Source organism: Pontibacter sp. 13R65 (assembly GCF_047525655.1).
GTDB lineage: Bacteria > Bacteroidota > Bacteroidia > Cytophagales > Hymenobacteraceae > Pontibacter.
This window is the reverse complement of sequence record NZ_JBLIQL010000013.1, coordinates 90,543-112,526: the sequence shown is the minus strand read 5'-3', so window position 1 is coordinate 112,526 and position 21,984 is coordinate 90,543. Positions and strand designations below refer to the sequence as shown.

16 protein-coding genes and 1 tRNA gene are annotated in these 21,984 nt (G+C 43.0%); 8 read left to right on the top strand and 9 right to left on the bottom strand.

Going from position 1 to position 21,984, the window contains the following annotated elements:
- Window positions 1–341: 341 nt before the first annotated feature.
- The gene (locus ACMA1I_RS15465; RefSeq protein WP_337069303.1) at window positions 342–1,256 is read right to left on the bottom strand and encodes a M20/M25/M40 family metallo-hydrolase; all 915 of its coding nucleotides are present in this window, start codon (window positions 1,254–1,256) and stop codon (window positions 342–344) included.
- Between the two features lie 109 nt (window positions 1,257–1,365).
- Here ACMA1I_RS15465 and ACMA1I_RS15460 point away from each other — a divergent pair, with 109 nt between their 5' ends.
- Window positions 1,366–2,625 (top strand): tol-pal system protein YbgF, encoded by a 1,260-nt coding sequence (locus ACMA1I_RS15460; RefSeq protein ID WP_337069302.1) that lies wholly within the window; start codon window positions 1,366–1,368, stop codon window positions 2,623–2,625.
- Here ACMA1I_RS15460 and ACMA1I_RS15455 read toward each other — a convergent pair.
- From ACMA1I_RS15455 to ACMA1I_RS15445, 3 genes are read right to left on the bottom strand one after another with little or no spacing between them, the layout of a single operon-like run.
- Window positions 2,622–3,722 (bottom strand): glycosyltransferase family protein, encoded by a 1,101-nt coding sequence (locus ACMA1I_RS15455; protein ID WP_337069301.1) that lies wholly within the window; start codon window positions 3,720–3,722, stop codon window positions 2,622–2,624. The genes ACMA1I_RS15460 and ACMA1I_RS15455 overlap by 4 nt on opposite strands.
- Window positions 3,685–4,905 carry a glycosyltransferase gene (locus ACMA1I_RS15450; RefSeq protein WP_337069300.1) on the bottom strand — a complete coding sequence of 407 codons (1,221 nt, stop codon included), beginning with the start codon at window positions 4,903–4,905 and terminating at the stop codon, window positions 3,685–3,687. The genes ACMA1I_RS15455 and ACMA1I_RS15450 overlap by 38 nt, the downstream gene beginning before the upstream one ends.
- Window positions 4,902–6,083 carry a glycosyltransferase family 4 protein gene (locus ACMA1I_RS15445; protein ID WP_337069299.1) on the bottom strand — a complete coding sequence of 394 codons (1,182 nt, stop codon included), beginning with the start codon at window positions 6,081–6,083 and terminating at the stop codon, window positions 4,902–4,904. The genes ACMA1I_RS15450 and ACMA1I_RS15445 overlap by 4 nt, the downstream gene beginning before the upstream one ends.
- A gap of 56 nt (window positions 6,084–6,139) precedes the next feature.
- Here ACMA1I_RS15445 and ACMA1I_RS15440 point away from each other — a divergent pair, with 56 nt between their 5' ends.
- Both ACMA1I_RS15440 and ACMA1I_RS15435 read left to right on the top strand, forming a co-directional pair.
- Window positions 6,140–7,387 carry a polysialyltransferase family glycosyltransferase gene (locus ACMA1I_RS15440; RefSeq protein WP_337069298.1) on the top strand — a complete coding sequence of 416 codons (1,248 nt, stop codon included), beginning with the start codon at window positions 6,140–6,142 and terminating at the stop codon, window positions 7,385–7,387.
- 40 nt (window positions 7,388–7,427) lie between these two features.
- The gene (locus ACMA1I_RS15435; RefSeq protein WP_337069297.1) at window positions 7,428–8,678 is read left to right on the top strand and encodes a polysialyltransferase family glycosyltransferase; all 1,251 of its coding nucleotides are present in this window, start codon (window positions 7,428–7,430) and stop codon (window positions 8,676–8,678) included.
- A gap of 53 nt (window positions 8,679–8,731) precedes the next feature.
- Here ACMA1I_RS15435 and ACMA1I_RS15430 read toward each other — a convergent pair whose 3' ends face one another.
- The 3 genes from ACMA1I_RS15430 to asnB form a co-directional block, all read right to left on the bottom strand.
- On the bottom strand, window positions 8,732–9,700 hold the full coding sequence (locus tag ACMA1I_RS15430) for a UDP-glucuronic acid decarboxylase family protein (protein WP_337069296.1): 969 nt from the start codon (window positions 9,698–9,700) through the stop codon (window positions 8,732–8,734).
- Window positions 9,701–9,715: 15 nt separating this feature from the next.
- On the bottom strand, window positions 9,716–11,062 hold the full coding sequence (locus ACMA1I_RS15425) for a UDP-glucose/GDP-mannose dehydrogenase family protein (protein ID WP_337069295.1): 1,347 nt from the start codon (window positions 11,060–11,062) through the stop codon (window positions 9,716–9,718).
- Window positions 11,063–11,603: 541 nt separating this feature from the next.
- Window positions 11,604–13,517, bottom strand: coding sequence for an asparagine synthase (glutamine-hydrolyzing) (gene asnB, locus ACMA1I_RS15420; RefSeq protein WP_337069294.1), 1,914 nt, complete (start codon window positions 13,515–13,517; stop codon window positions 11,604–11,606).
- Window positions 13,518–13,670: 153 nt separating this feature from the next.
- Between asnB and ACMA1I_RS15415 the strand changes: the two genes are divergently transcribed.
- From ACMA1I_RS15415 to ACMA1I_RS15395, 5 genes are all read left to right on the top strand, one after another.
- Window positions 13,671–14,534 (top strand): alpha/beta fold hydrolase, encoded by an 864-nt coding sequence (locus ACMA1I_RS15415; RefSeq protein WP_337069293.1) that lies wholly within the window; start codon window positions 13,671–13,673, stop codon window positions 14,532–14,534.
- 31 nt (window positions 14,535–14,565) lie between these two features.
- Entirely contained in the window at window positions 14,566–14,808 is a 243-nt protein-coding gene (locus ACMA1I_RS15410; protein WP_337069292.1) for a hypothetical protein, read from the top strand.
- 857 nt (window positions 14,809–15,665) lie between these two features.
- Window positions 15,666–16,298, top strand: coding sequence for a C40 family peptidase (locus ACMA1I_RS15405; protein ID WP_337069291.1), 633 nt, complete (start codon window positions 15,666–15,668; stop codon window positions 16,296–16,298).
- Between the two features lie 149 nt (window positions 16,299–16,447).
- Window positions 16,448–19,669, top strand: coding sequence for a TonB-dependent receptor domain-containing protein (locus tag ACMA1I_RS15400; RefSeq protein ID WP_337069290.1), 3,222 nt, complete (start codon window positions 16,448–16,450; stop codon window positions 19,667–19,669).
- Between the two features lie 121 nt (window positions 19,670–19,790).
- Window positions 19,791–19,864, top strand: a tRNA-Ala gene (locus ACMA1I_RS15395).
- A 318-nt stretch (window positions 19,865–20,182) separates the two neighbouring features.
- Here ACMA1I_RS15395 and cysK read toward each other — a convergent pair.
- Window positions 20,183–21,100 carry a cysteine synthase A gene (cysK, locus tag ACMA1I_RS15390; RefSeq protein WP_337069289.1) on the bottom strand — a complete coding sequence of 306 codons (918 nt, stop codon included), beginning with the start codon at window positions 21,098–21,100 and terminating at the stop codon, window positions 20,183–20,185.
- A gap of 11 nt (window positions 21,101–21,111) precedes the next feature.
- The gene (gene epsC, locus ACMA1I_RS15385; RefSeq protein WP_337069288.1) at window positions 21,112–21,945 is read right to left on the bottom strand and encodes a serine O-acetyltransferase EpsC; all 834 of its coding nucleotides are present in this window, start codon (window positions 21,943–21,945) and stop codon (window positions 21,112–21,114) included.
- Window positions 21,946–21,984: the final 39 nt, after the last annotated feature.

Below are 21,984 nucleotides of genomic sequence, written 5' to 3'. Positions count from 1 at the left end.
CCTGAACATCAACCTATTAACTCGATAGCAGCCTATAAAGCTTGTGGCTGCTCCCATTTCACGTTTTGTTCCATAATAAGCAGCCATACGTTTTGCTAGTTCTACTGCTATTAGCAGCCTGAATTATTGTAATAAAAACTGCCTTCCGCAGGTAAAAAAGGATGTAGAGCGTCATGGCTTTTCCAGGCACCCGGATGCTGCACAGCTTTCACTTGATGGGATAGTAGAGGTGTCAAGGTGCCCACTCTGGATATTTTTACAAGCCAGGCTAGACAAGGAGCAATTATGCTAATGAAAATGCCCTTCTGGAGGCATTTTCACTTATGTTAGGCAAAGGCCTATTACAACTTTTCCATCAGCACCTTGTAAAGCGATACCATGCTGGCAATATCAGCCTTGTGCACAATCTCATCTGGAGAGTGCACATTGTCTTCAGGTGCGCCTACAAAGCACCAGTCCCAGGGGTAGTGGCTGCGCTGCAGTTCTTTGGCATCGCTGCCTCCGCCTCCTTCTACCTCCAGTTGGTAAGGCACTCCTGCCTCACGGGCAATAGCTACAATCCGCTGCACATACGACCTCCTCGGAATAAGGCTGTCGCGTAAGGAAATTACTACGCCTTTGCCAGGTTGCACACCTTCGGTTACCCAGGTTATGTCAGAAATAAGTCCCTGTTTTACTCCGTATTGCTCATACATGTACCGTGAGAGGTAAGAAACAGATCCACCACCATGCTCCTCCCAGCAACTAAAAGCAATTATGCCGTTCTCCAGCGTCTCGGCCACCTGCAACGCACTCCAAACGCCGAGCCTGTTATCGAGGTAGCAAGACTGCACAGACTCCTCTGTTTCGCGAAAATCGCACTTGAACACTAATTCGGTGCCACGTTCTATTTCACGCGCATATTCATAAGTTAATTCGCCTTCTTCGGCATCGTAGGTTAGCGTACATTCTATAGGCCCCTGCTCATCTTCGCCAACTAATTTATAGCCCGTTTTTACATCGGGTCCGCCTATGGTTACCAATTGGTTGCCATAGCGCACGGTAAAGCCAATGGAGTCCATGTGAGCAAAAATGGCCGTTTTGGGCTTGCCGAACACCAGTAGTATACAGTCCTGAAATTCGTCCCCATAGAGCACTTCCGGTTTCACTTTCCACTGAACTTTATGCTGTTCAATATAGTTTATCAGGAAGTCGGATAGCATTTTTTCGTTACCAGCCGGTGCATGTATTTTACAGAGTTGTTCCAGGAGATTCATATTAAATTTCAATAGTTGTCATTCAAATTTAGCATAATTGTTGTTACTTTTAAGCTTTCAGTATTTGAGACAAATTTTTGCTGAAAACACCTGCATAGTATTCTATTTCATGAAGAAATTCCTAATTGTTGCTGCAAGCATCTTTTTTCCACTCATTGCCTCTGCCCAGGAGCAGGTGCCTCAGGCAGACACCACGCAATTGGACTCGATCTATATGGCAGAGTACGATTTTTCGGAGGTGGAGGTGCTGCCGGAAGGCAATGTAAAAGGGATGCTGCTCATCAACAAGGATATCCAGTATGAATTGGAAGGCGCTGTGGATAATATGTACAATTTCAAATATGAGCGCGCCGAAAAGCAATTTAAGTCGCTTCGCCGTCGTTACCCGGAGCACCCCATGCCCTATTTCCTGCTGGGACTGAGCAACTGGTGGAAAATTGTACCTACCAACATCCAGACCATGCAATACGACGATCTGTTTTTTGCTTACATGGATAGCACCGTACAAAAAGCAGACAAGCTCTACAGCAAAGACAACAAGAATTTTGAGGCTGCATTTTTTCTGGCTGCTGCCTACGGTTTTGAAGCCCGTCTGCACTCTGAGCGCAGCAACTGGCGCAAGGCCACTGTAGCAAGTAAGCGTGCCCTCGAATACATGGAAAAAGCTAAATCTGGCAATGGTTTGAGCCCTGAGTTTTTGTTTGGAGAAGCGCTTTTTAACTACTACTCTATCTGGATTCATGAAAATTATAAGCTCCTGCGCCCTGTGCTTGCCTTCTTCCCAAGTGGGGACAAACGCTTGGGTATTAAGCAACTGAGCCACGTGGCAAACAATGGCTTTTATACCGCTACAGAAGCCAAGTTTTTTTTGATGCGTATTTACGCCAACGAAGAAGGGAACCTGGTAGATGCACTGCGGGTGTCGCAGGATCTTATTCAGCGCTACCCTGATAATGCCTATTTCCACAGGACCTATGCCCGCTTGCTGTTTGTGCAAGGCCACTTTACCATGGCAGAGCGCGTGTCTTTAGACATTTTAGACAAGCTTAATAATCAGATGCCGGGCTACGAAGCCATTAGCGGGCGCTATGCCTCTTATGTGTTAGCCTATATTAACCAAAATAAATACCGAGATTTTAACAAAGCGAAGGTGCATTATCGCCAGGTAATAAAATTCACAGAGTTAACAGGCGAAAAAGACTCTGGTTATTACATAAATTCGTTTTTGAACCTGGCCCGAATTGCCAGAGAGGAAAAAGACATGAAGGAGGCGAAGCGCTATTATACCATCGTTATAAACAACAGCGACAAAAAGTCTGCTAACTTTAAAGAGGCCCGCACCTTTTTAAAAGACAACAAGAAGATTTAAGAGAACAGCTGCAGGAACTTTTGGCGGTTTGCCTTCACAGCGTAATGCTCCTCCACGTGTTTACGTCCTGCTGCACCCATATTTTCACGTAAGGTAGCGTTTACCAATAGCTCTTCCAGGCGCTGGTACCACTCCTCCAACGATCTGCAACAATAACCCGTAACGCCCTCGGCTACAGCAGTGGTGTTGGCTCCTACCGCCGATACCACTGCCGGAATACCTAGAGCCATGTATTGGAGCGCCTTAAAAGCACATTTTCCTTTTGCCCATTCTGTATCTGGCAACGGCATTAAACCTATGTTGAGCCGCAACAGGTCCTCTATCTCGGTTTCTTTTTGCCAACGAACAAACTGATAGGTGGCAACTTGTAAAGCAGGGTCCTTGTCTGCTATCACTATAAACTCAAAACAATATTGCTGTTGCAGTTTTTGCAACACAGGCTCCACCAGCAACAAGTAAGGCAGCGTAGAGTGAGAACCGGTCCAGCCTATTGTAATGGTAGCAGTTTGCTGGCTTTCCTGTTCCTTATGCAGATGTTCCGTGTCGATGGTGGTGGGCAGTACAACAGCGGCCTTATTATAGTGCAGTGCGTATGCCTGCAAGTAGCTATTGCCACAACTCACTTTATAGCTCCACCTGGAGATAGAAGCTGTTTTGTGGTGCCACTTCAGCCTAGAAACGATATGGTTGCCTTCGGAAGTATTGGGGAGCCAGATGGCATCGTCGAAATCGAAAATAATTTTCTTGCGAAACACTTTTGCGGCCATCCATTCGAACCAAGGTGGCCCCACAGGGGTGGCTTCTCTATGAATAAAAACAAAATCGTAGCGCAGGAGCCGGGGTAAGAGCAGCAACCTCTGCAGGAAACCAAATAAGAGCGCTAACAGCTTCTGAAAAGATTTTTGTTGCTGGTACAAAATACCCCAACCCGAAGAACTCCAGAATGAGGAAACGGCAAAGGAGATTCCTTTTTCGCGAAGCAAAGACAGGTATTGTTCAAACCTAAACCGCTGCGAGGGAGCCTGCCCTAACGGGTATGGCACTACAAAAAGTACACGTTTACTCTCCATCCTCCGGCTCTCCCAGAAAATATTCATACGCTTTCCTGATCTGGTCTTGAGATCGGTATTTGACAGCCAGCTCCCTGATCTGTTCCCGGTGCCTTGGCTGCTTTATTATATCCTGAATTTTCTGGATGGCTTTTTCTACACTACCGGCTTCTCCTAAATTAAACAACGCGCCCCCTCCTTCTCTTTCAATAATATCGCTATCGTCACCGATTCCTTCAGTAAGCAGCACAGGCAGACCTGTAGCCCAGTATTCACCTATTTTAACTGGAGAAAGAAACTGTTTTGAAGGCCCTGGTTTGTACGTAGCAAAAGCAAAATCTGCAGCAGAAAGGTATTGAGGCACTTCCTCATGCGGCACAGAAAGGACCTTTACCATTTTCAGATCGAGCTGGTGCTGCAACAAACTATCTTCTATGTCTGCTTGCTTTTGTGGAGACAGAATGAGTAGCCGGAAGCTAGATATTTGTTCGAAGCAGGTTTTATAAATTTCAAAAGCTTCCTGTTCATAATATAAACCTCCGTACTTACCAACATAGATGCCTATTACCTCTTGTTGCCATTGTAGTCTTTCCCTAATAAACTGGCGATGAGATAATTGAAAATTAAATTGGTGTAAACTGGTGGTGCAGGCAACTGTTTTTAACTTCTCAGGTGGCACCCCCTCCTTCTCAAGTACTTGTCTGTAATGATCAGAAACTGGCAACAAGCCTGCTGCCAACCTTTTCTGCTGCTGCTCCCAGTGTTTCTGAAATTTGTATTTTAAGCCACTCTTACTCCATACACCGGATTCCAGCATATAAGCGGCATGAGGTTCAAAACTACTTACATAAAAAGGGATTTGGGTTTGCTTCCATATTTTATAGGCCAAGGCTCCGGCAGGTGCTCCGTGGGCTATTAAAATATCTACCTGATATTGCTTTACTAATTTCACTAACTTCTTCGGAAACCGAATAAAGTCATTGATCTTTGTAAGTAAGTTGAACTTGAAATTATCAGGGTATAAGGGAATATGGGCAATTTTACCAATATCTTTCTTGATGATAGGAAAATCAACATTATGCTCGCGTTCAATAGTAACGAGCAGTATCTTGTTAATACGCTGATTTTCATCCAACACACGCACGTGTGGCATTGCTGCAGAACGTGTCAGTCCATCATGCCACGACCAGTAGCATATAAATAGAACATTTTTACCCAATTGATTCTTCACGACTTAAATGCTCTTAAAAGCTGGTTTAAGTGTTGTTCTAAAGAAAATTTAGTCTTTACATCAATCTCCATTTTCTTATAATTTAAGAGTACTCTATGCTTATTCTGATAAATATGTATTAGTTTGTTGAGACAGTCTTCTTTGTTTCCTGTCTCAAATAAAAATCCAGTTTCCTCATGACGCACCAATTCTTTTATCCCTCCTGCATCTGAAGCCAGAATCAAGCACTTTGATTGTAAAGCCTCCAATACCGCAAATGAAAACCCTTCTAAAAAAGATGGAACTACAACTAAATCAACTACTTTCATAAGTCTCTGCACCACCACATTGGGCAAGATCCCGGTTAAACTCACAATATTACCAAGATCCAACACCTGTACCTGTTGCTCTACCTCCCTTCTTTGCGGACCATCCCCAACTATAAAGACCGCCAGGTTACCTGAATTTATAATTCCTAACTGCAACAAGCCTTTTAAAACTTTTAAAAAAAAGAGCTGACCTTTATTGTAATCAATTCTATTAGGAAGCAGCATAACATATTTATCTTTAGCCAAATTCAACAACAGCTGAATCTGTTGCCATTCTTGTTCAGCTTTCTCATTCCAACTGTAATTTTCAACTAAACAATTATAAACAACGTAATGCTCACAATGCTTGGTTAAATTATTGCTGATCTCATCTTTCACTATCTCAGATACAGAAATATGTTTATCATCAAAGCGCCTTGCCATCCATTTATTCAAGCCGTTTATAATTTGGCGTCTCCAAGTATTAATAGGGTACTCACTGTATTGTAGTCCATGGAAATACTGTATCAATCTGAGTCCTTTACCATTAGCCACCATTTTTACAAGTCGCATAATAAAATGAGCATAAGGGGCATGAGCAATCACAATCTCTACTTCCTGCTTTCTCAGGAACTTTATAATTGGTAATACGATTCTGATAGAATTTATTAAAGCCTTAACCGAGAGATATGAAGTTGATTGTTGAAGTTGCAGGATTGGTATTTTATCCACATCTACACTTAACTCTTTAAGCCCCTCTATATCTGATTTAGCCAAAACAATTAAACTAACTTTTATCCCCTTTTGCAAAAACCCAATTATTTGGATAGCTACTAGTTTCGTTATACCTTCATGTGCAATAGCAGGGGCAATAATTACTATATTTTGCATAATTATTATTTAAGTAGTCAATGCCACTTATTTTAGAGTGCAATACGAATAATTTTATGGCTAACTGCAAACCATCTAATAAAACTATACTATTCATAGGCGACTATAATAGGACAGATTACGTTTCGCTCCTTAAATCATGCAAAGATATAATCAGGTTTACTTTTCTTAATTTTTCTTCTGTCGCTGAGGAAACTAATAGTTATTATAAAGAGTATGGGAATGCTGTTTATTGGAAGGATTTTAAAGATGCTTATGAACTTCTAAAAAAGATTAAACCGTTTAAAGTTGTGTTTTTATACATTGAGTCCTACCATCATGTTGCCTTAAATGTAGCCTGTAAAAAGCTTGTTATTCCTACTTATTTATTGGAGCATGGCATGCGGGCAGATTATAACATTGCATTTGATCCTGAAATGGTTTGTATTCCTAAAGTATCCTTTTACCAAAAGTTAAGAACCTTTATAAATAAAATCAACCAATTTTCTGCTCGCTTCAAATCAAAGCTGTTTTTAAATCGCACTATCAGGCACTCTACACCTGAGGACGCTGCTTTTCTTAGAACATTTATCAGCACCCGTAGAAAATACAACTTTTTAGTAACCTTCAAAAAGATAAAAGATCCGAAACGACTAGCAGACTATTACATCTCATTTAGTTCAAAAGTTTTTGAGATCCATAGAACTCACGAAAGCCTCACTTCTGACCAGAAAGTTCACTTTATTGGGGTGCCCTATTTCGATAAACTTGCTGGTATGGTGGAGGCACAAAAAAAGAGAAACATCATATTTATTGATCAACCACTTGCTGAAAATCAACTTCTAGGATGGACGAAAGAAAGCAAAGAACAATTCGCCAAGGAATTCATTAGAATGTGCCAACAAGCAAATTACAACTTATTTATTAAGCCTCACCCCCTACAAGACCTATCTATGTGGCAGGAGCAAGCGAAGAAAAACAAGATAACGTTGATTACAGATGGTCAACTTAAAGCATCCTTGCCATTTACTCCAGTCATAATTGGTTTTTACTCTACCTATCTTATGCCACTTGCAGCCATGAGACATACAACACTCCTTACTTTGGAGAACCATCCGGCGGGCCCTTTTAATGTTTCAAAACCTTTTGTTGAGGCTGGAGTATCTCACCCTGTTTATTTGCTAGAAGAGTTACCTCAGTTACTTTCAGAGATCGATATAATTCATCAAAAACAAATCAATAACAAGAACACCTTCGCCAATGATTGGCTCTATATTTTTGATGGAAAAAGTGGAGATAGATTAAAGGCTATATTGTTAAGTTAACTTTTTCTGCAGGCACATAATTATTAAATTCTCTTTTAGCATGGAGCACAAACATTATACTTCTAAGCAAACATTGCTCCTGGTGTATAACTTTAACCGAAGCGACTTTTTATCATATTTTCGGGTTTGTAAAGCTGATTTCATTTTTTTCTTTGCAGAGTTTGCCTCACCAGATGAAGTGTTCAATAGGCAATTCGCTGAGTATGGCCAAGCCATTTTTTGGGGCAATTTCAAGAATGCCTTTGATCTCCTGGAAAAGATAAAGCCTGACAAAGTATTATTCCTTTACATAGAGTCATATTTTCATATGGCTCTAAACATTGCTTGTAAAGTAAAAGGGATCCCTACTTTTTTATTAGATCATGGCATTCAAGACTCACACGTTCATAAAATTCTCAAAGCTTTTACCTCTCCCCAAAAGCGTATACCTAAGAATCAACTCTTATTCACAAAACTTAAGCAAATACCAGCCAGAATAAAAGCTAGGCAGTATTTAATTAACACAATTAACATATTGCCTCCTAAGCCTTCAAAAGCTTTAAGAATATATTGTTCTTACCGCAAAAAAGAGCATTATATTTCTGTTCTAAAAAAATTAGAAAAACAAATCTATTACCCTGATGCCTATATTTCAATTAGCCCAGTAGTAGCTTCGGCACAAAAGAAATTACTTGGTTTCAGTTTTAGTAGAACTCATTATTTTGGGATACCTACATTCGACCATCTAGTTAACTTGTCTGCTTCACATACTCCTGCTAAAAATTTAATTTTTATTGATCAAGGACTTGCAACTGCTGGTTTCCTAGGTTGGACTTCAGCCATTTTTGAGAGCTTTACTCAGTCTTTTGCAGCGATATGCTTAGAGCATGGCTATAGAGTATTTGTAAAAAAGCACCCTCGGCAGCCCAATAAAGATTGGGGTCGTTTGGCAGAAGAAAAGAAGGTAATAGTTATAGATGATGACACATTAGCTAATCTCCTTCCAACAACAAAGATTATTGTCGGTTTTTTTTCTACTTACCTACTGCCATTAATTGCCATGGAACATACTACTGTACTTACCTTAGAGAATCATCCGGTTGGGAATCTGAATGTTTCTAAATCTTTTATAGAAGCAGGAGTTGCACAACCTGTCTATAATTTACAAGAACTAGAGTGGGCATTGGAGCATATAAATATGTTACACCAACAGCAAATGTTTAACAAAGCAAAATTCACTAGGGAGTGGCTCTATAAATTTGACGGAAAGAGTGGGGAACGATTAAGAGAAATTTTATTGCAAGAGAAATAAAAAGAAGAGGCCCAGATCAAATTAACCTGAGCCTCTTAAATATATATTCTCTACTAAAAGCTTCGCGCCTCTTTCGGTTCTACATGAATATTTTCTTTGAAATATTCCAGTGTTCGCCTCAAACCTTCTTCACGACCTACCTGTGGCTCCCAACCCAGAATTTCTTTGGCTTTGGTAATATCTGGCTGGCGCTTCTGCGGATCATCTTTTGGCAACGGTTGGTACTCCAGCTTTAGTTCTACACCAGTTAGCTTACAGATTTCCTCAGCAAATTGCTTTATAGTGATTTCAGAAGGATTACCTATATTAACCGGATAGGCATAGTCGCTTAACAAGAGGCGGTAAATTCCTTCAATCAGATCGTCTACGTAGCAGAAAGACCTTGTTTGAGAACCATCTCCGAAAATACTTAGCGGCTCGCCTCTCAGCGCCTGGCTTAAAAATGCTGGCAACACACGGCCATCATTCAGGCGCATGCGTGGCCCGTAGGTATTGAAGATGCGTACTATGCGAGTTTCTACACCGTGGTGCATGTGGTAAGCCATGGTCATAGCCTCCTGAAAACGTTTTGCTTCATCGTAGCAGCCGCGTGGGCCAACCGGGTTCACGTTACCCCAATAGTCTTCTGTCTGAGGGTGTACCAGTGGATCTCCATACACTTCCGAAGTAGAAGCGATGAGCATGCGAGCACCCTTATTTCGAGCTAAACCAAGGAGATTGTGCGTACCTAAAGATCCAACTTTTAACGTCTGAATCGGAATTTTAAGGTAGTCTATCGGGCTGGCTGGTGAGGCAAAATGCAGAATATAATCCAACTTACCCGGGACATGCACAAACTTGGAAACATCGTGATGATAAAACTCAAAATTTTCGAGTTTGAAAAGATGCTCTATGTTGCTTAAGTTACCAGTTATCAGGTTATCCATGGCAATGACATGGTAATCTTCCTTAATTAACCGGTCACAGAGGTGAGATCCCAGAAAGCCTGCGCCTCCTGTAACTAATACACGTTTTTTTGACATATCTAATTTATACTGCTATACTGCTGCGTTTTCCTGCTCTATTGTTTGTTTAACCCCGATCCCGTAATATACAAAACCTTTTTCACGTAATTCGGTGGCATCATAAATATTTCGTCCATCAAATACGACACGGTCTTTCATTAGTTTACCAACTACGTTAAAATTAGGAGCTCTGAATTCTGGCCATTCTGTTACTAATAACAGTGCGTCGGCATCAATTAAGGCCTCATACTCATCTTTTCCGTAATAAATGCTATCGCCGAGGGTGTGCTCTGCTTCCTTCATTGCAACTGGGTCGTAGGCACGTACACTTGCGCCCTGTTCCAACAGCTTTTCTATAATCACCAACGATGGTGCTTCGCGCATATCATCGGTTTTTGGTTTAAAGGAAAGCCCCCAGATAGCAAAGGTTTTACCTGCCAGATCGCCGTTAAAATGCTTGCTGATTTTGTTGAAAAGAACAGATTTCTGGTTTTCGTTTACCTGCTCCACAGCCTTAAGCACCTGCATTTCGTAACCGTTTTCAGCAGCCGTTTTCACCAGCGCTTTAACGTCTTTAGGAAAGCAGGAACCACCGTAGCCAATGCCTGGGTAAATAAATTTATTGCCAATGCGAGCATCACTACCTATGCCTTTGCGCACCATGTTCACATCTGCCCCCATAATTTCGCAGAGGTTGGCAATATCGTTCATAAAGCTGATTTTAGTAGCCAGCATAGCGTTGGCAGCATACTTGGTCATTTCAGCAGAAGGAACATCCATAAAGATAAGCGGGTGACCGTTCATCAGGAATGGCTTGTAAAGCTTGGTCATAACATCTTCTGCTTTTTCAGAAGATACTCCAACCACAATACGATCTGGTTTCAGGAAGTCTTCTATAGCGGCACCTTCTTTTAAGAACTCAGGATTAGAAGCCACATCAAACGGAATATTAACTCCACGTGCTTCTAAAGCTCTTTCTATCTCCTGACGCACCTTATTGGCTGTACCTACAGGCACTGTGCTTTTGGTTACAACAACGGTGTAATCGTTAATATTCTGACCAATGCTGCGGGCTACTGCCAGCACATACTTCAGGTCGGCACTGCCATCTTCTCCCGGAGGTGTACCCACCGCAATAAAAGCTACGTCGCAGCCTTGTACACTTGTAGCGAGATCGGTAGAGAAAGAAAGGCGCTCTTTTTGTGTGTTACGCAATACCATTTCTTCCAAGCCAGGCTCGTAGATAGGAAGGATGCCCTTCCTTAGATTTTCTATCTTCTTAGTATCAATATCGATACAGGTTACATCAATACCTACTTCTGCAAAGCAAGTCCCAGTAACCAAGCCCACATATCCGGTGCCAACTACAGCAATTTTCATATTTGATTCATTAGGTTGAGGTTACAAATTTATATTTAATTCTTGTTTCGTTAGTAGAAAAAATATTATTAATATTCAATTTATATATAAATAAACTATTAACATAATTATACACCTCCAACATCTTAAACATAGGAAAGCACAGGCATTTCTTGCATGTTTCCTATAAATTCTGGGCCACTTCCACTAAACATAGTAAAAGTAACCATTTCGCTTTTTGCTTTGCTTTATAATAAAAGAAGAGGAGTCTATTCTAAACGCACCTGCGATGATACTAAAATTAAAATTAATATTCAAATTATTCTAATAAAATAGACCTTCTAGAGCCAATATCATAAAATGTAGGTCATGCGAACTGTTTACTCTATTGCCCTTCCGGATAAAAACTGTACTGAAAAACACTTACTCTCCTAACCTAATTATAGTTACCCTTTGCCATGTTAAATAATTAGCATCAGTCAGTCATCTCAAATTATTCTAATGACATATGCCTTCCGGAGGCAAATAGCCTACCTATGGCAGCTGGCTATTGTCTTACAGCTTACTGTTTGACACCTAGTATCCATTTTCTCCACCAGAACTGAAACACCAGAACTGTCCACAAGCGAGTAGCGGCATGGCTACTACCAGTTGCTGCTTGCTTTCTTAATTGCCTGATTGCCCCCTGATCAAATATTCCCTGATCAAAAATAAATTCGTCAGATAGCAGCTCTTGCAGTTGCGCCTGCACCTCGCCCTGCCATAAAGCAGCAAGCGGAACCTCAAAACCCTTTTTAGGCCGGTTGAATAATTCTTCCGGCAGTTCTTGCCTGAATGTTTCCTTCAGAATTTTTTTTTGAACAGACATGCTTACTTTGGAGGTGATCGGTAGCGAAGCTGCAAATTTCACGACCTTATGGTCCAGGAAAGGGCTCCTGATCTCAAGGCCGTTGGCCATTCCCATGAGGTCTGTCTTTACCAGCATGTCGTTGCTCAGCACCAGTTGTGTGTCGGCGCAGAGTACACTGTGCAGGTTTGGCTGCTCATTATTCACACAAGCCACCAAACGGCCTTTTCTGGCCCTGTACAACCTGCCTGAGGCACCCGATCTGTAACCAGGACTCAATAAACTTAATGCCTCTTCTTCGTTTTGCCAGGTTGCCCATAGCCAATACCTCTCCTGCGCAGACAGCCGTGCCCCGGCCGCAAACCGGTGAAACTGCCGGATCTTATTAGCAACATATGTGTTTCTGGAAGCGGGCAACCTGCTCCACAAAAAGTCGAGAGCCTTTACAGCCCCTGCCCCCATGCCTCCCTGCAGCAGCCGGTACTCCGCCAGGTGCTTGTTATATCCACCAAAAAGCTCGTCGGCGCCATCGCCGGAGAGTACCACCTTTACGTGCTGGCCAGCATGTTGGCTGAGGGCATATACGGCCAGAGCAGACGAGTCGGCAAAAGGCTCGCTCAGTGCGTGCAGCATAGGCAATAGGTACTCCTGCAACTGCCTGGTGCTCAGCCGCAGCTCGGTGTGGTTGGTGCCCAGTTTATTTGCAACCAGGCGGGCATAGTGGGTCTCGTCGAAATAGGGGCTATCGGTAAAGCCAAGGGAAAAGGTCTTGAGTTGAGGTTGGTGCCTAGCAGCCAGTGCCACCACCACAGAAGAATCTGTCCCGCCACTCAGAAAGGCACCAACCGGCACGTCGGCGGTCATGCGCTGTTGCACCGCCTGCTCCAGAAATCGTTTCAGCTTGGCCTGCTGCTGCGGGTAAGGCAACTGGTTTTTCATTGAAACTTCGCCACTAAAAGGGGAGCGGAACCAAACTTGCTCCTGCACCCGGTTACCCCTTACAAGGAGCGAGTGCCCGGGCAACAATTTTTTTACCCCCTGCAGCATAGAGGCCGGAGCAGGCACATACGTTAACTGCAGGTACTGGTACAATGAAGCAAAATCTACTTCACGTGGAACACCCAGCTCAAACAGAGCAGAAAGCTCCGAAGCAAACATAAACTTGTCGGCATCTTTATAGAAGTAGAGTGGTTTTTCGCCAAACCTGTCGCGCGCTACAAACAGCACCTCTTCGGCAGCATCGTAAATGGCGAAAGCAAAAAAGCCCCTTAGCTTTTTCAGGCAGTCGGCCCCCTCCTTTATATAGAGTTGTAACACCACCTCGGTATCGGAGGCTGTTTGAAATAAATGGCCGGCAGCCTGCAGGTCTTTGCGAAGTGCTTTATAATTAAACACTTCGCCGTTATACACTATACTGTAACGTCCTGAGGCATCGTTAATAGGCTGGTTCGCGGCTGGTTCGGGAGCAATAATGGCAAGCCGGCGGCTTGCCATGGCTATTCGGCCGCGTACTATTGTGCCTGCCGCATCAGGGCCACGGTGAGCCAGGGACGCTGCAGCAGCATCTAGGCGGATAAATGTGTTACGCCCAGCCTCCGTAAACGCCAATATGCCTGCTATCCCACACATGATGTACCTAACCTAAAATTTTAAATCTGCTAAAAGAATTACAGCCCTGCCTGTGGCGGCGTTTTAAAAGTCTGAAGGTAGTTCTTTTCACTTAAAAACAACAACCTCCCTTCTTCTATAAAGTATATCAGTAAGTATAACAATTGTTAGCATATGAAATCTCAAAGCAAGGATACAGGCGATAATTCCCTCAAGACAGGCTTACTGAAGCTGCCTTCCGGAACATTAACCTATATTGATGAAGGCGAGGGAGCCTCTTTGGTAGTGGTACATGGCACCCCCTCATGGCCCACGCTTTACCAGCCACTGCTCCAGGACTTGTGTCGCAAACACCGGTGTATTGCCATCGCCTCGTTTGTACCAGCCCAACAGAGCCAGCCCGAAGACTGGACCTTCAATCCTAAAACCCATACAGAACTGTTGGAGCAACTATTAGCACACTTAAAGCTCAGAGAACTTACATTACTGCTGCACGATGCAGGCATACCGGCCGGATTAGCCTACGCCATTCAGCACGCTGACACCATCAACAACCTGATTCTACTGAATACCTCCAGCTGCTCTTTTACCAAAAATACCAAGCACACAGGTTCCGCCGGGCGACCTACGCTTCACCTGGGTAAACTGTTGTACGCCAGATTACATGCTTTCAGGCCCACACTTGCTAAAAAACTACTGGGCAGTAACCTACCAGCTGCGGCTTCTCAGCAGGGAGCAAACTTGGCTGCTGGCACCAAAGAACTGGCCGAAATCACCGCCTGGTACAACGAGCATTGGCAAAACAGAAGCAGCATCCAAGGCATTGCCACGCTACTCTTATGGGGAGAGTGCGACAAGTTAACGTCCATGAAGTCGCTGCAAAAATGGAAACAATTTTTTCATGAGTGTTACGTCATCCATCTTGAAAGCAGCACGTATTCATTAGAAGGGGAACCGATGCGTGACATCGCTGGCTATTTAAACAATTTTATAGTTGAAGAGCGGAAAAAACGTGTTCCTGTACCCCTTTCTTCTTAACACTTTTATACATTTTAACCAGAAACCAATCATGAGAAAAGATAAAATGATGGAAGAATCCGCTTTAAGAGCAAACCTGAGCACCTCGCAGGAAAGCCAACTAAAGGAAAACCTTTTCGGAATGGCAAAACCTGAGCCGAACCAACACCTGAACCAACAATACAATGCAAAAGCGCCCGTAAATGAATCGCATGTGAATATGATGCAGGCCTGGCAAAATCTGCGAGGCATGGATAGTGAACTTCTGCAAAAAAACACAATGGATGGAGTCTAAGTTTAAATTACCCCCTGAAGCCTGCACTTATATTAAAACAGGATAAACTTATCTAAAAACCGTGTAGCAACTGTGCTGCACGGTTTTTATGCTTTAAGCCTTGGACACGTATTGGCAGCTTAGCCTCCTGGAGTATATTTTTATTAGAATAATTTAAATATTCTAATATTTTAATTAGAGATGGTACCGGTAACAAGTGCAAAGCCAGGTATACAAATAGGACCTAGCGCTGCTACAGTAGCCGTTAAACACCCTCCCCTATTCTATAAAACCTGGGCTAAACTATATGTAAGCTTGTAAGCCTCTGGAATACCATTTTCATTAGAATAATTAAGGTAAGCGCCACACCTTACCGTTCCTGAACTGCTAGTTCAGGAACGGCAACTTTTCCTTTGCCACCCTTAGAAACCTCAGCATGCCACCCACCTCTATAAAATATATAAAAAGGCAAAAAAGGGCCAATTCAACTAACTAACAGTAATTTTTTTTCAAAAAAGATTAAAGCCTTGCATCTTTTGGGTGCTCCACTTCGGTGAAAAATTCTACAACCTCACTTGTTTTTGTATTTGCCAACATCACCAGAAAGCGACTTTATTACGGAACAATACTGTCTGGTTGAGCTACGTTAGTAGGATTGGGAACAGCTAATTTTTTATTGGTAATCGCCTCCCATTCCGTATTAAAAAAGGTATTAAAAAGTTTAGTCTAAAATTTTTTGATCTAAAAAATGGCTATAGGCAAGCTTCTGAAGCACCTGAAGAGGGCTATTAAAAATATTTGATTTTTTTAATGGCCAGTATTCTCTAATTTTATACTTCTTTTTATAATTTTGTATCAATTCTTGTTGGATGGACGCTTTGAGAAAATTTTTCACAACTTCTGGTATCTTGTTGTTTTTCCTGATTTTTGTGGCAGCTTGCCAATCATCAGGACCAGTATTCAGCAAACGTGGTGAAACTTATAAATCTGCGCGGCAAATAGCCCAGGAAAAAAAAGCTGCCAGAAAATCTGGCAAAATAGCAGGCAGAACCAAACAAGCTCCCTCTTCTGGTTCCAAAGACCGCACCAGCCGCACCCGAATACCTAAGCGCAACGTCGATCAGAATATTGCCACTGTTATACAGACGGCACGCTCCTATACCGGCACCCCCTACCGCTGGGGTGGCACCTCCCGTTTAGGCATGGACTGCTCCGGCCTTTTATGTACCTCCTTCGAAAGCATTGATGTAAAACTACCCAGAACCTCTGAAGAGCAAAGCCGCTTTGGCAAGACTGTGCGCGTGAAGGAGCTTAGAGAAGGCGATCTTGTATTTTTTGGGGCCAGCAAAAACAGCAGAGAGGTAACGCATGTGGGCATGATAACAGAGGTTATCAGCAGCCAGGAAATAAGATTTATTCATGCTTCTACCAGCCTCGGCGTAATCGAAAACAACTTTTTCTCAGATCATTATCAGAAAATATTTATTAAGGCGGTCAGACCGCCTCTTTAGTTTATAGTAAACCAGAAGCTTAAAATGAGCCTTAATCTATTCTGCCTATGACATAATCCTGCACTGCATCCGCAACCACTAACTCTTAACACTAACTTTACATTACACAATCGAACACTTACTAACTTTGTAAAAAAAACAACCTCTTTATGAAGAACTTTTATCTAAGGATTGCCTTAGCATTGGCATTAATCTTACCTGTTCATCTCGCCTGGGCACAAGGAAGCACTACAGCATCTTTGAGCGGTGCTGTAAGAGATGAAAGCGGTGAAGAACTTCCAGGTGCAACTGTTGTTGCAATTCACACACCCACTAACACCCAGTATGCTTCCCCAACTAACGCCCAAGGTCGGTTTAACATCCAGAACATGCGTGTAGGCGGACCTTACACTATTACTGTTTCCTTTGTTGGTTTTCAGGATAGAGTTACTGAAAATATCAATTTGACTCTGGGTCAAACACTTAATCTTAACTTTACATTGAGTCCAAGCAGTTTATCTCTTAATCAGGTAGAAGTAGTAAGCAACCGAGATAACATCATAAATGGTGACAGAACAGGTGCCTCTACTACTATTAGATCGGAGCAGATTGCAACTTTGCCAACTGTAACACGTGGTATTAACGATTTTGCACGTTTAACGCCACAAGCAGATATCAAAGGTAGCTCTATTTCAATAGCTGGTATCAACAACAGGTTTAACCAGCTTACTATCGACGGTGCTGTAAGCAACGACGTTTTCGGCCTTTCTGACACAGGCACAAATGGCGGCAGCACCGGTACGTCTCCTATCTCACTCGATGCAATTGAACAGTTCAACGTGCAAATTGCCCCCTTCGATGTTCGCTTAGGTGGATTTGCAGGTGGTGGTATTTCTGCTGTAACCCGTTCAGGAACAAATGATTTCTCAGGCTCTGCATACTACTTCTACAGAAACGAGAAGTTAACCGGCAAGACACCAGGGGGCTTGTTAAATGAAGGACAGGAAGCTATTAGATTCTCTGATTTTACTGATAAGCAGTATGGTTTCAGAGTAGGTGGCCCTATTATTAAGGATAAACTATTCTTTTTCCTAAACGCAGAAAAAACGAACAGAGTAACGCCATTGAGCTTTGCACCAGGCCAGGCAGGCTCTGAGTTTACTGTAGCAGAATTAGAATCTATAGCGGCTCGCGCAAGAGCACTAGGCTATGACCCAGGAAGCTTTATGGATCAAGAAGAAACTGCCTCATCTGAGAAGATCTTCGGCCGACTTGACTGGAACATTTCTGACAAGCATAAGCTAACAACCCGCTATAGCTACACTTTTGGTGAAACAACTTCTAACCTAAATAGATCACCAAGATCTATCACTTTTGCGAATGGTGCTGTTCTAAGAGAGAGTACTACTAATTCTGCTGTAGTAGAATTGAACAGCAGGTTTTCAAACATTCTGTCTAACAACTTAGTAGTTGGCTACACACGAGTAAGAGAACCTAGATCAGCTCCCGGAGCACCATTTCCTAGAGTTACTATCGCATTACCAGGAAGTAGAACTGTTAGCCTTGGAACAGAAGCTTTCTCTACAGTGAACCAACTGGACCAAGATATATTTACTTTAACCGATAACCTCAATGTTTTTGCTGGAAAACATACCTTTACTTTCGGCACACACAACGAAATGTACAATATGTACAATGCCTTTATTGGCCAGGCTTTTGGTGACTATCAATTTGCTGCCACAGAGGCATCTGGCTTAAATCCAGCCAGAACTGCTATTGAAAACTGGCAGCTTGGTTTAGCAAATAATTTCACCTACCAGTACAGCAGAACAGATAATCCAAAAGAGGGCGCTAAATTTAAGGCATTACAGCTAGGAGTTTATGCACAAGATGAATTTCAGGTTACAGATAATTTAAAAGTCACTGGTGGTATTCGCTTGGATGTTCCAATTTATCTGGACGAGCCTCTCGAAAACCAAGACTTCAACAACTCTGTTTTGGCTAGACAATATAATGTACAGACAAACAGAATGCCCAAACCAGCCTTTATGTGGTCTCCACGCATTGGTTTCAACTGGGATGTAACTGGCGATAGAACAACTCAAATAAGAGGTGGTTCTGGTATATTCACATCGAGATTCCCATTTGTTTGGGCTGGCGGTGCCTTTACCCAATCTGGCGTACTATTAGATCAGAACCGTATTACGACTCCTAATACTCCTTTTAATCCTGACCCTAACAACCAGCCAAAAAGAGCGGCGGCATCTGGCCCAGGTGGTAACATTACTGTTCTGGATGAAAATTTTAGATTGCCACAAATAGCCAGAACAAACATTGCTATCGATCAGCAGCTTCCTTTTGGCCTCATCGGTACTGCAGAGTTTATGTACTCTAAAAACCTGAACTCCTTCCGATTTACTAACCTGAACCTTGTGCAGCCACAAGGAACGCTGGATGGAGCTGACAACAGACTGGTATATCCAGCTGAAATGAATACTAGAAGAAGACTGTCTCAATACACCGAAGTAGTATACATCGACAATGTTAATAAAGGATATTCCTGGACAGCAACCGCACAACTTCAGAAATCATTTGAAAGCGGTTTCTATGGTTCGTTAGCTTATTCTTATACTGAGTCTAAAGACTTGTTCCCAGGCACATCTTCTCAGAACCATTCTAACTACTACAGAGTGGCCTCTGTAAATGGGTCGAACAATGTAGATGTTGCCTTCTCTCCTTACAATGTTGGAAGTAGAATTGTTGGTGCCATCTCTTACAGAAAAGAGTATCTTAACCACTTTGGCACATCTGTTACTTTGTTCTACACTGGTCAGTCTGGTCCGGCTTATTCGTATATCGTGCGTGGAGACGTGAACCGTTCTACTTTCACTACATCAAACAGTAACCACTTCAGCTTAATGTACATACCTAGAGATGCTAGCGAAATTACGTTTTCAGGTACAGAAGCGGAACAAGCTGCACAATGGAGCCGGTTGAACTCCTTTATAGAGTCACAGGAGTATCTAAGAACCCGCAGAGGCCAATATGCTGAAAGAAATGCTGCCAGAACACCGTTTACACACCAATTTGACTTAAAGATTATTCAAGACATTTTCACAAATGTTGGAGGTAAGCGTAATACATTGCAACTATCTTTCGATGTGTTAAACGTAGGTAACCTCTTGAATAAGAACTGGGGTGAAAGAACAGGTTTTGGTGGTTCTTATTGGGATAACAATTTTTCAGTATTAGATTTAGTAGAATTTAATGGCAACACGCCAGTATACAAATATTCGCTATCTGACAACGCAAGACCTTACACCATCTCTGACGATCCTCTTAGCGGATCAAGATGGGTAGGCCAAGTAGGCTTACGTTATATCTTCAACTAAGAAGTATAACCAAACTACATACAGAAAAGGCGGGGAATATTCCCCGCCTTTTTTATTTTCATAAATTTGATGCAGCTATTTTGGAATAAGAAAATTTGTTCTATTTTTGCATCACAAACAAGGGGGATTAGCTCAGCTGGCTAGAGCGCTTGCATGGCATGCAAGAGGTCATCGGTTCGACTCCGATATTCTCCACGAAAGGCTCACAGAAATGTGGGCCTTTTCTATTTCTTCTCCAAAGCCATTCCCTACTATCCGGCACCAGCTTGCCAGCTGAAACAATTTCCGCTCCACTACTTCTTTAACTCCTGCCTGTGGCTACAGAAAAGATCTGCTTTTTTAACCTAGCTTAAATTATTCTAATGATTTTGCCCTTCCAGCACATTTATGGCCTAAAGAGCCAAAGTGGCTCTGAAACTGAACCGCATAAAAAAGCCTCCTATAGCTGCAGAGATAATGCACAGCTATAGGAGGCGCTAATTCTTTAAATAGATGCAGCTTACTCTGCAACAACTATACAAACAAGCCTTCTACCGATAAGTATCGCTCACCTGTATCGTAGCAGAAGGTAAGAACACGTGAGCCAGCAGGAATTTCGCTCTCAACTTTCTGCGCTACAGCAGCCAACGACGAACCTGAAGAAATCCCCATAAAGATGCCTTCCTCGGCAGCAGCCCGGCGTGTATATTCAAATGCGTCTTCTGGTTTTACCTGTATTATGCCATCGAGCAAGGATGTATCCAAGATAGATGGAACAAAACCAGCCCCAATACCCTGAATCGGGTGCGGACCAGGTTGCCCGCCACTTAGTACTGGCGAGGCAGCGGGCTCTACGGCATACACTTTCAGGTTCGGGAATTTTTCTTTCAGCACCTTGGCAACGCCAGTTATGTGACCGCCAGTACCTACACCAGTAATCATGTAATCAAAACCTTCCGGGAAATCGGCTAAGATCTCCTGGGCCGTGGTTTCGATATGAATTTTGGTGTTAGCCTCGTTGTCGAATTGCATAGGCATCCAGGCGTTTTCCCTTTCGGCGGCCAGTTCTCTTGCCCGCTCAATAGCGCCTTTCATGCCCTTCTCGCGTGGAGTAAGCTCCATTTTAGCGCCATAGGCTGCCATTTGCCGCCTGCGCTCTATCGACATAGACTCCGGCATTACCAATATCAGTTCATAACCTTTTACAGCAGCCACCATGGCCAGCCCTACCCCGGTATTTCCGGAAGTTGGCTCTATTATGATGCTGTCTTTATGTAACAACCCTTTTTGCTCGGCATCTTCTATCATAGAGAGCGCGATCCGGTCTTTTATACTTCCACCGGGGTTACTGCGCTCCATCTTTACCCACACCTCTACCTCTTTCTTATAAAGCTTGTTAATTCGTACTACAGGCGTGTTGCCTATGGTTCCCAGAATGCTCGTAGCTTTCATTTGTTTGTAGTTTAAATTGAATAATTTATTGCTTCTGCAGGGTCAGCCGAGCGGCTGACCTTTATTTGCGAACGGTGGTATACCCGTGAATATGGTGGCACACTTTCAGTAAGCCATACGTTGCCACCAATAATACTGTTTGCACCTACCACCGTATTGCCTCCTAATATAGTAGCTCCCGCATAAATAACCACATTATGCTCAATAGTTGGATGGCGTTTTGTAAAAGCCATCGCTTTATCTACGCTCAAGGCACCTAATGTTACACCTTGGTAAATTTTTACGTTGTTGCCTATTACGGCTGTTTCGCCAATTACTACGCCGGTGCCATGATCTATGCAGAAATGGCTACCGATTACAGCACCCGGATGTATTTCGATGCCTGTTTTGGCATGCGCGTACTCCGATAGTATGCGCGGCAGCAAGGGTATTTCCAGACGGTAGAGCACGTGCGCCAGCCTGTAAAACACAACGGCCCTGAAGCCAGGATAGGTCCTGATCACCTCGTTTAAATTACGGGCGGCCGGGTCTCCTTCCAGAATAGCTGTTGCATCTTCTAGCATTAACTGGTGAATTTGCGGCAAACGGTTCATTAGCGCGTTGGTAAGCTCTTTTGCCGGTGCCGGAAGTTGGTGTTGCATACCTGAGAGTAATCGGTGCAACTCCTTCTTAAGCGCTTTGGCGTATGCCTTCAATGCTTCGGGGCTGCTGAATTGCCGCTCCGACAAAGAAGGAAACAGCAACTGCACCACCCCTTCTATTAGCTGGCAAATGGCAGTGTCTGACACCTTATGTTGCGCCCTCTGATGCTCCTGGTATAAATAATCAAGAAAAGCAGTATCCATAATTTAACTGTACTGACTTTCGTCAGTATGAATTTTAGT

Bases quoted from the DNA above. Each gene is read 5' to 3' on its own strand.
- asnB (WP_337069294.1), bottom strand. From the start codon at position 13,517: ATGTGTGGGATAGCAGGCATATTGGCGTTTACGGAGGCTGGGCGTAAC.
- ACMA1I_RS15410 (WP_337069292.1), top strand. From the start codon at position 14,566: ATGAGAAAAGATAAAATGATGGAAGAATCCGCTTTAAGAGCAAACCTG.
- ACMA1I_RS15435 (WP_337069297.1), top strand. From the start codon at position 7,428: ATGGAGCACAAACATTATACTTCTAAGCAAACATTGCTCCTGGTGTAT.
- ACMA1I_RS15415 (WP_337069293.1), top strand. From the start codon at position 13,671: ATGAAATCTCAAAGCAAGGATACAGGCGATAATTCCCTCAAGACAGGC.
- ACMA1I_RS15440 (WP_337069298.1), top strand. From the start codon at position 6,140: ATGGCTAACTGCAAACCATCTAATAAAACTATACTATTCATAGGCGAC.
- ACMA1I_RS15425 (WP_337069295.1), bottom strand. From the start codon at position 11,062: ATGAAAATTGCTGTAGTTGGCACCGGATATGTGGGCTTGGTTACTGGG.
- ACMA1I_RS15445 (WP_337069299.1), bottom strand. From the start codon at position 6,083: ATGCAAAATATAGTAATTATTGCCCCTGCTATTGCACATGAAGGTATA.
- ACMA1I_RS15455 (WP_337069301.1), bottom strand. From the start codon at position 3,722: ATGAATATTTTCTGGGAGAGCCGGAGGATGGAGAGTAAACGTGTACTT.
- epsC (WP_337069288.1), bottom strand. From the start codon at position 21,945: ATGGATACTGCTTTTCTTGATTATTTATACCAGGAGCATCAGAGGGCG.
- ACMA1I_RS15400 (WP_337069290.1), top strand. From the start codon at position 16,448: ATGAAGAACTTTTATCTAAGGATTGCCTTAGCATTGGCATTAATCTTA.
- cysK (WP_337069289.1), bottom strand. From the start codon at position 21,100: ATGAAAGCTACGAGCATTCTGGGAACCATAGGCAACACGCCTGTAGTA.
- ACMA1I_RS15430 (WP_337069296.1), bottom strand. From the start codon at position 9,700: ATGTCAAAAAAACGTGTATTAGTTACAGGAGGCGCAGGCTTTCTGGGA.
- ACMA1I_RS15465 (WP_337069303.1), bottom strand. From the start codon at position 1,256: ATGAATCTCCTGGAACAACTCTGTAAAATACATGCACCGGCTGGTAAC.
- ACMA1I_RS15460 (WP_337069302.1), top strand. From the start codon at position 1,366: ATGAAGAAATTCCTAATTGTTGCTGCAAGCATCTTTTTTCCACTCATT.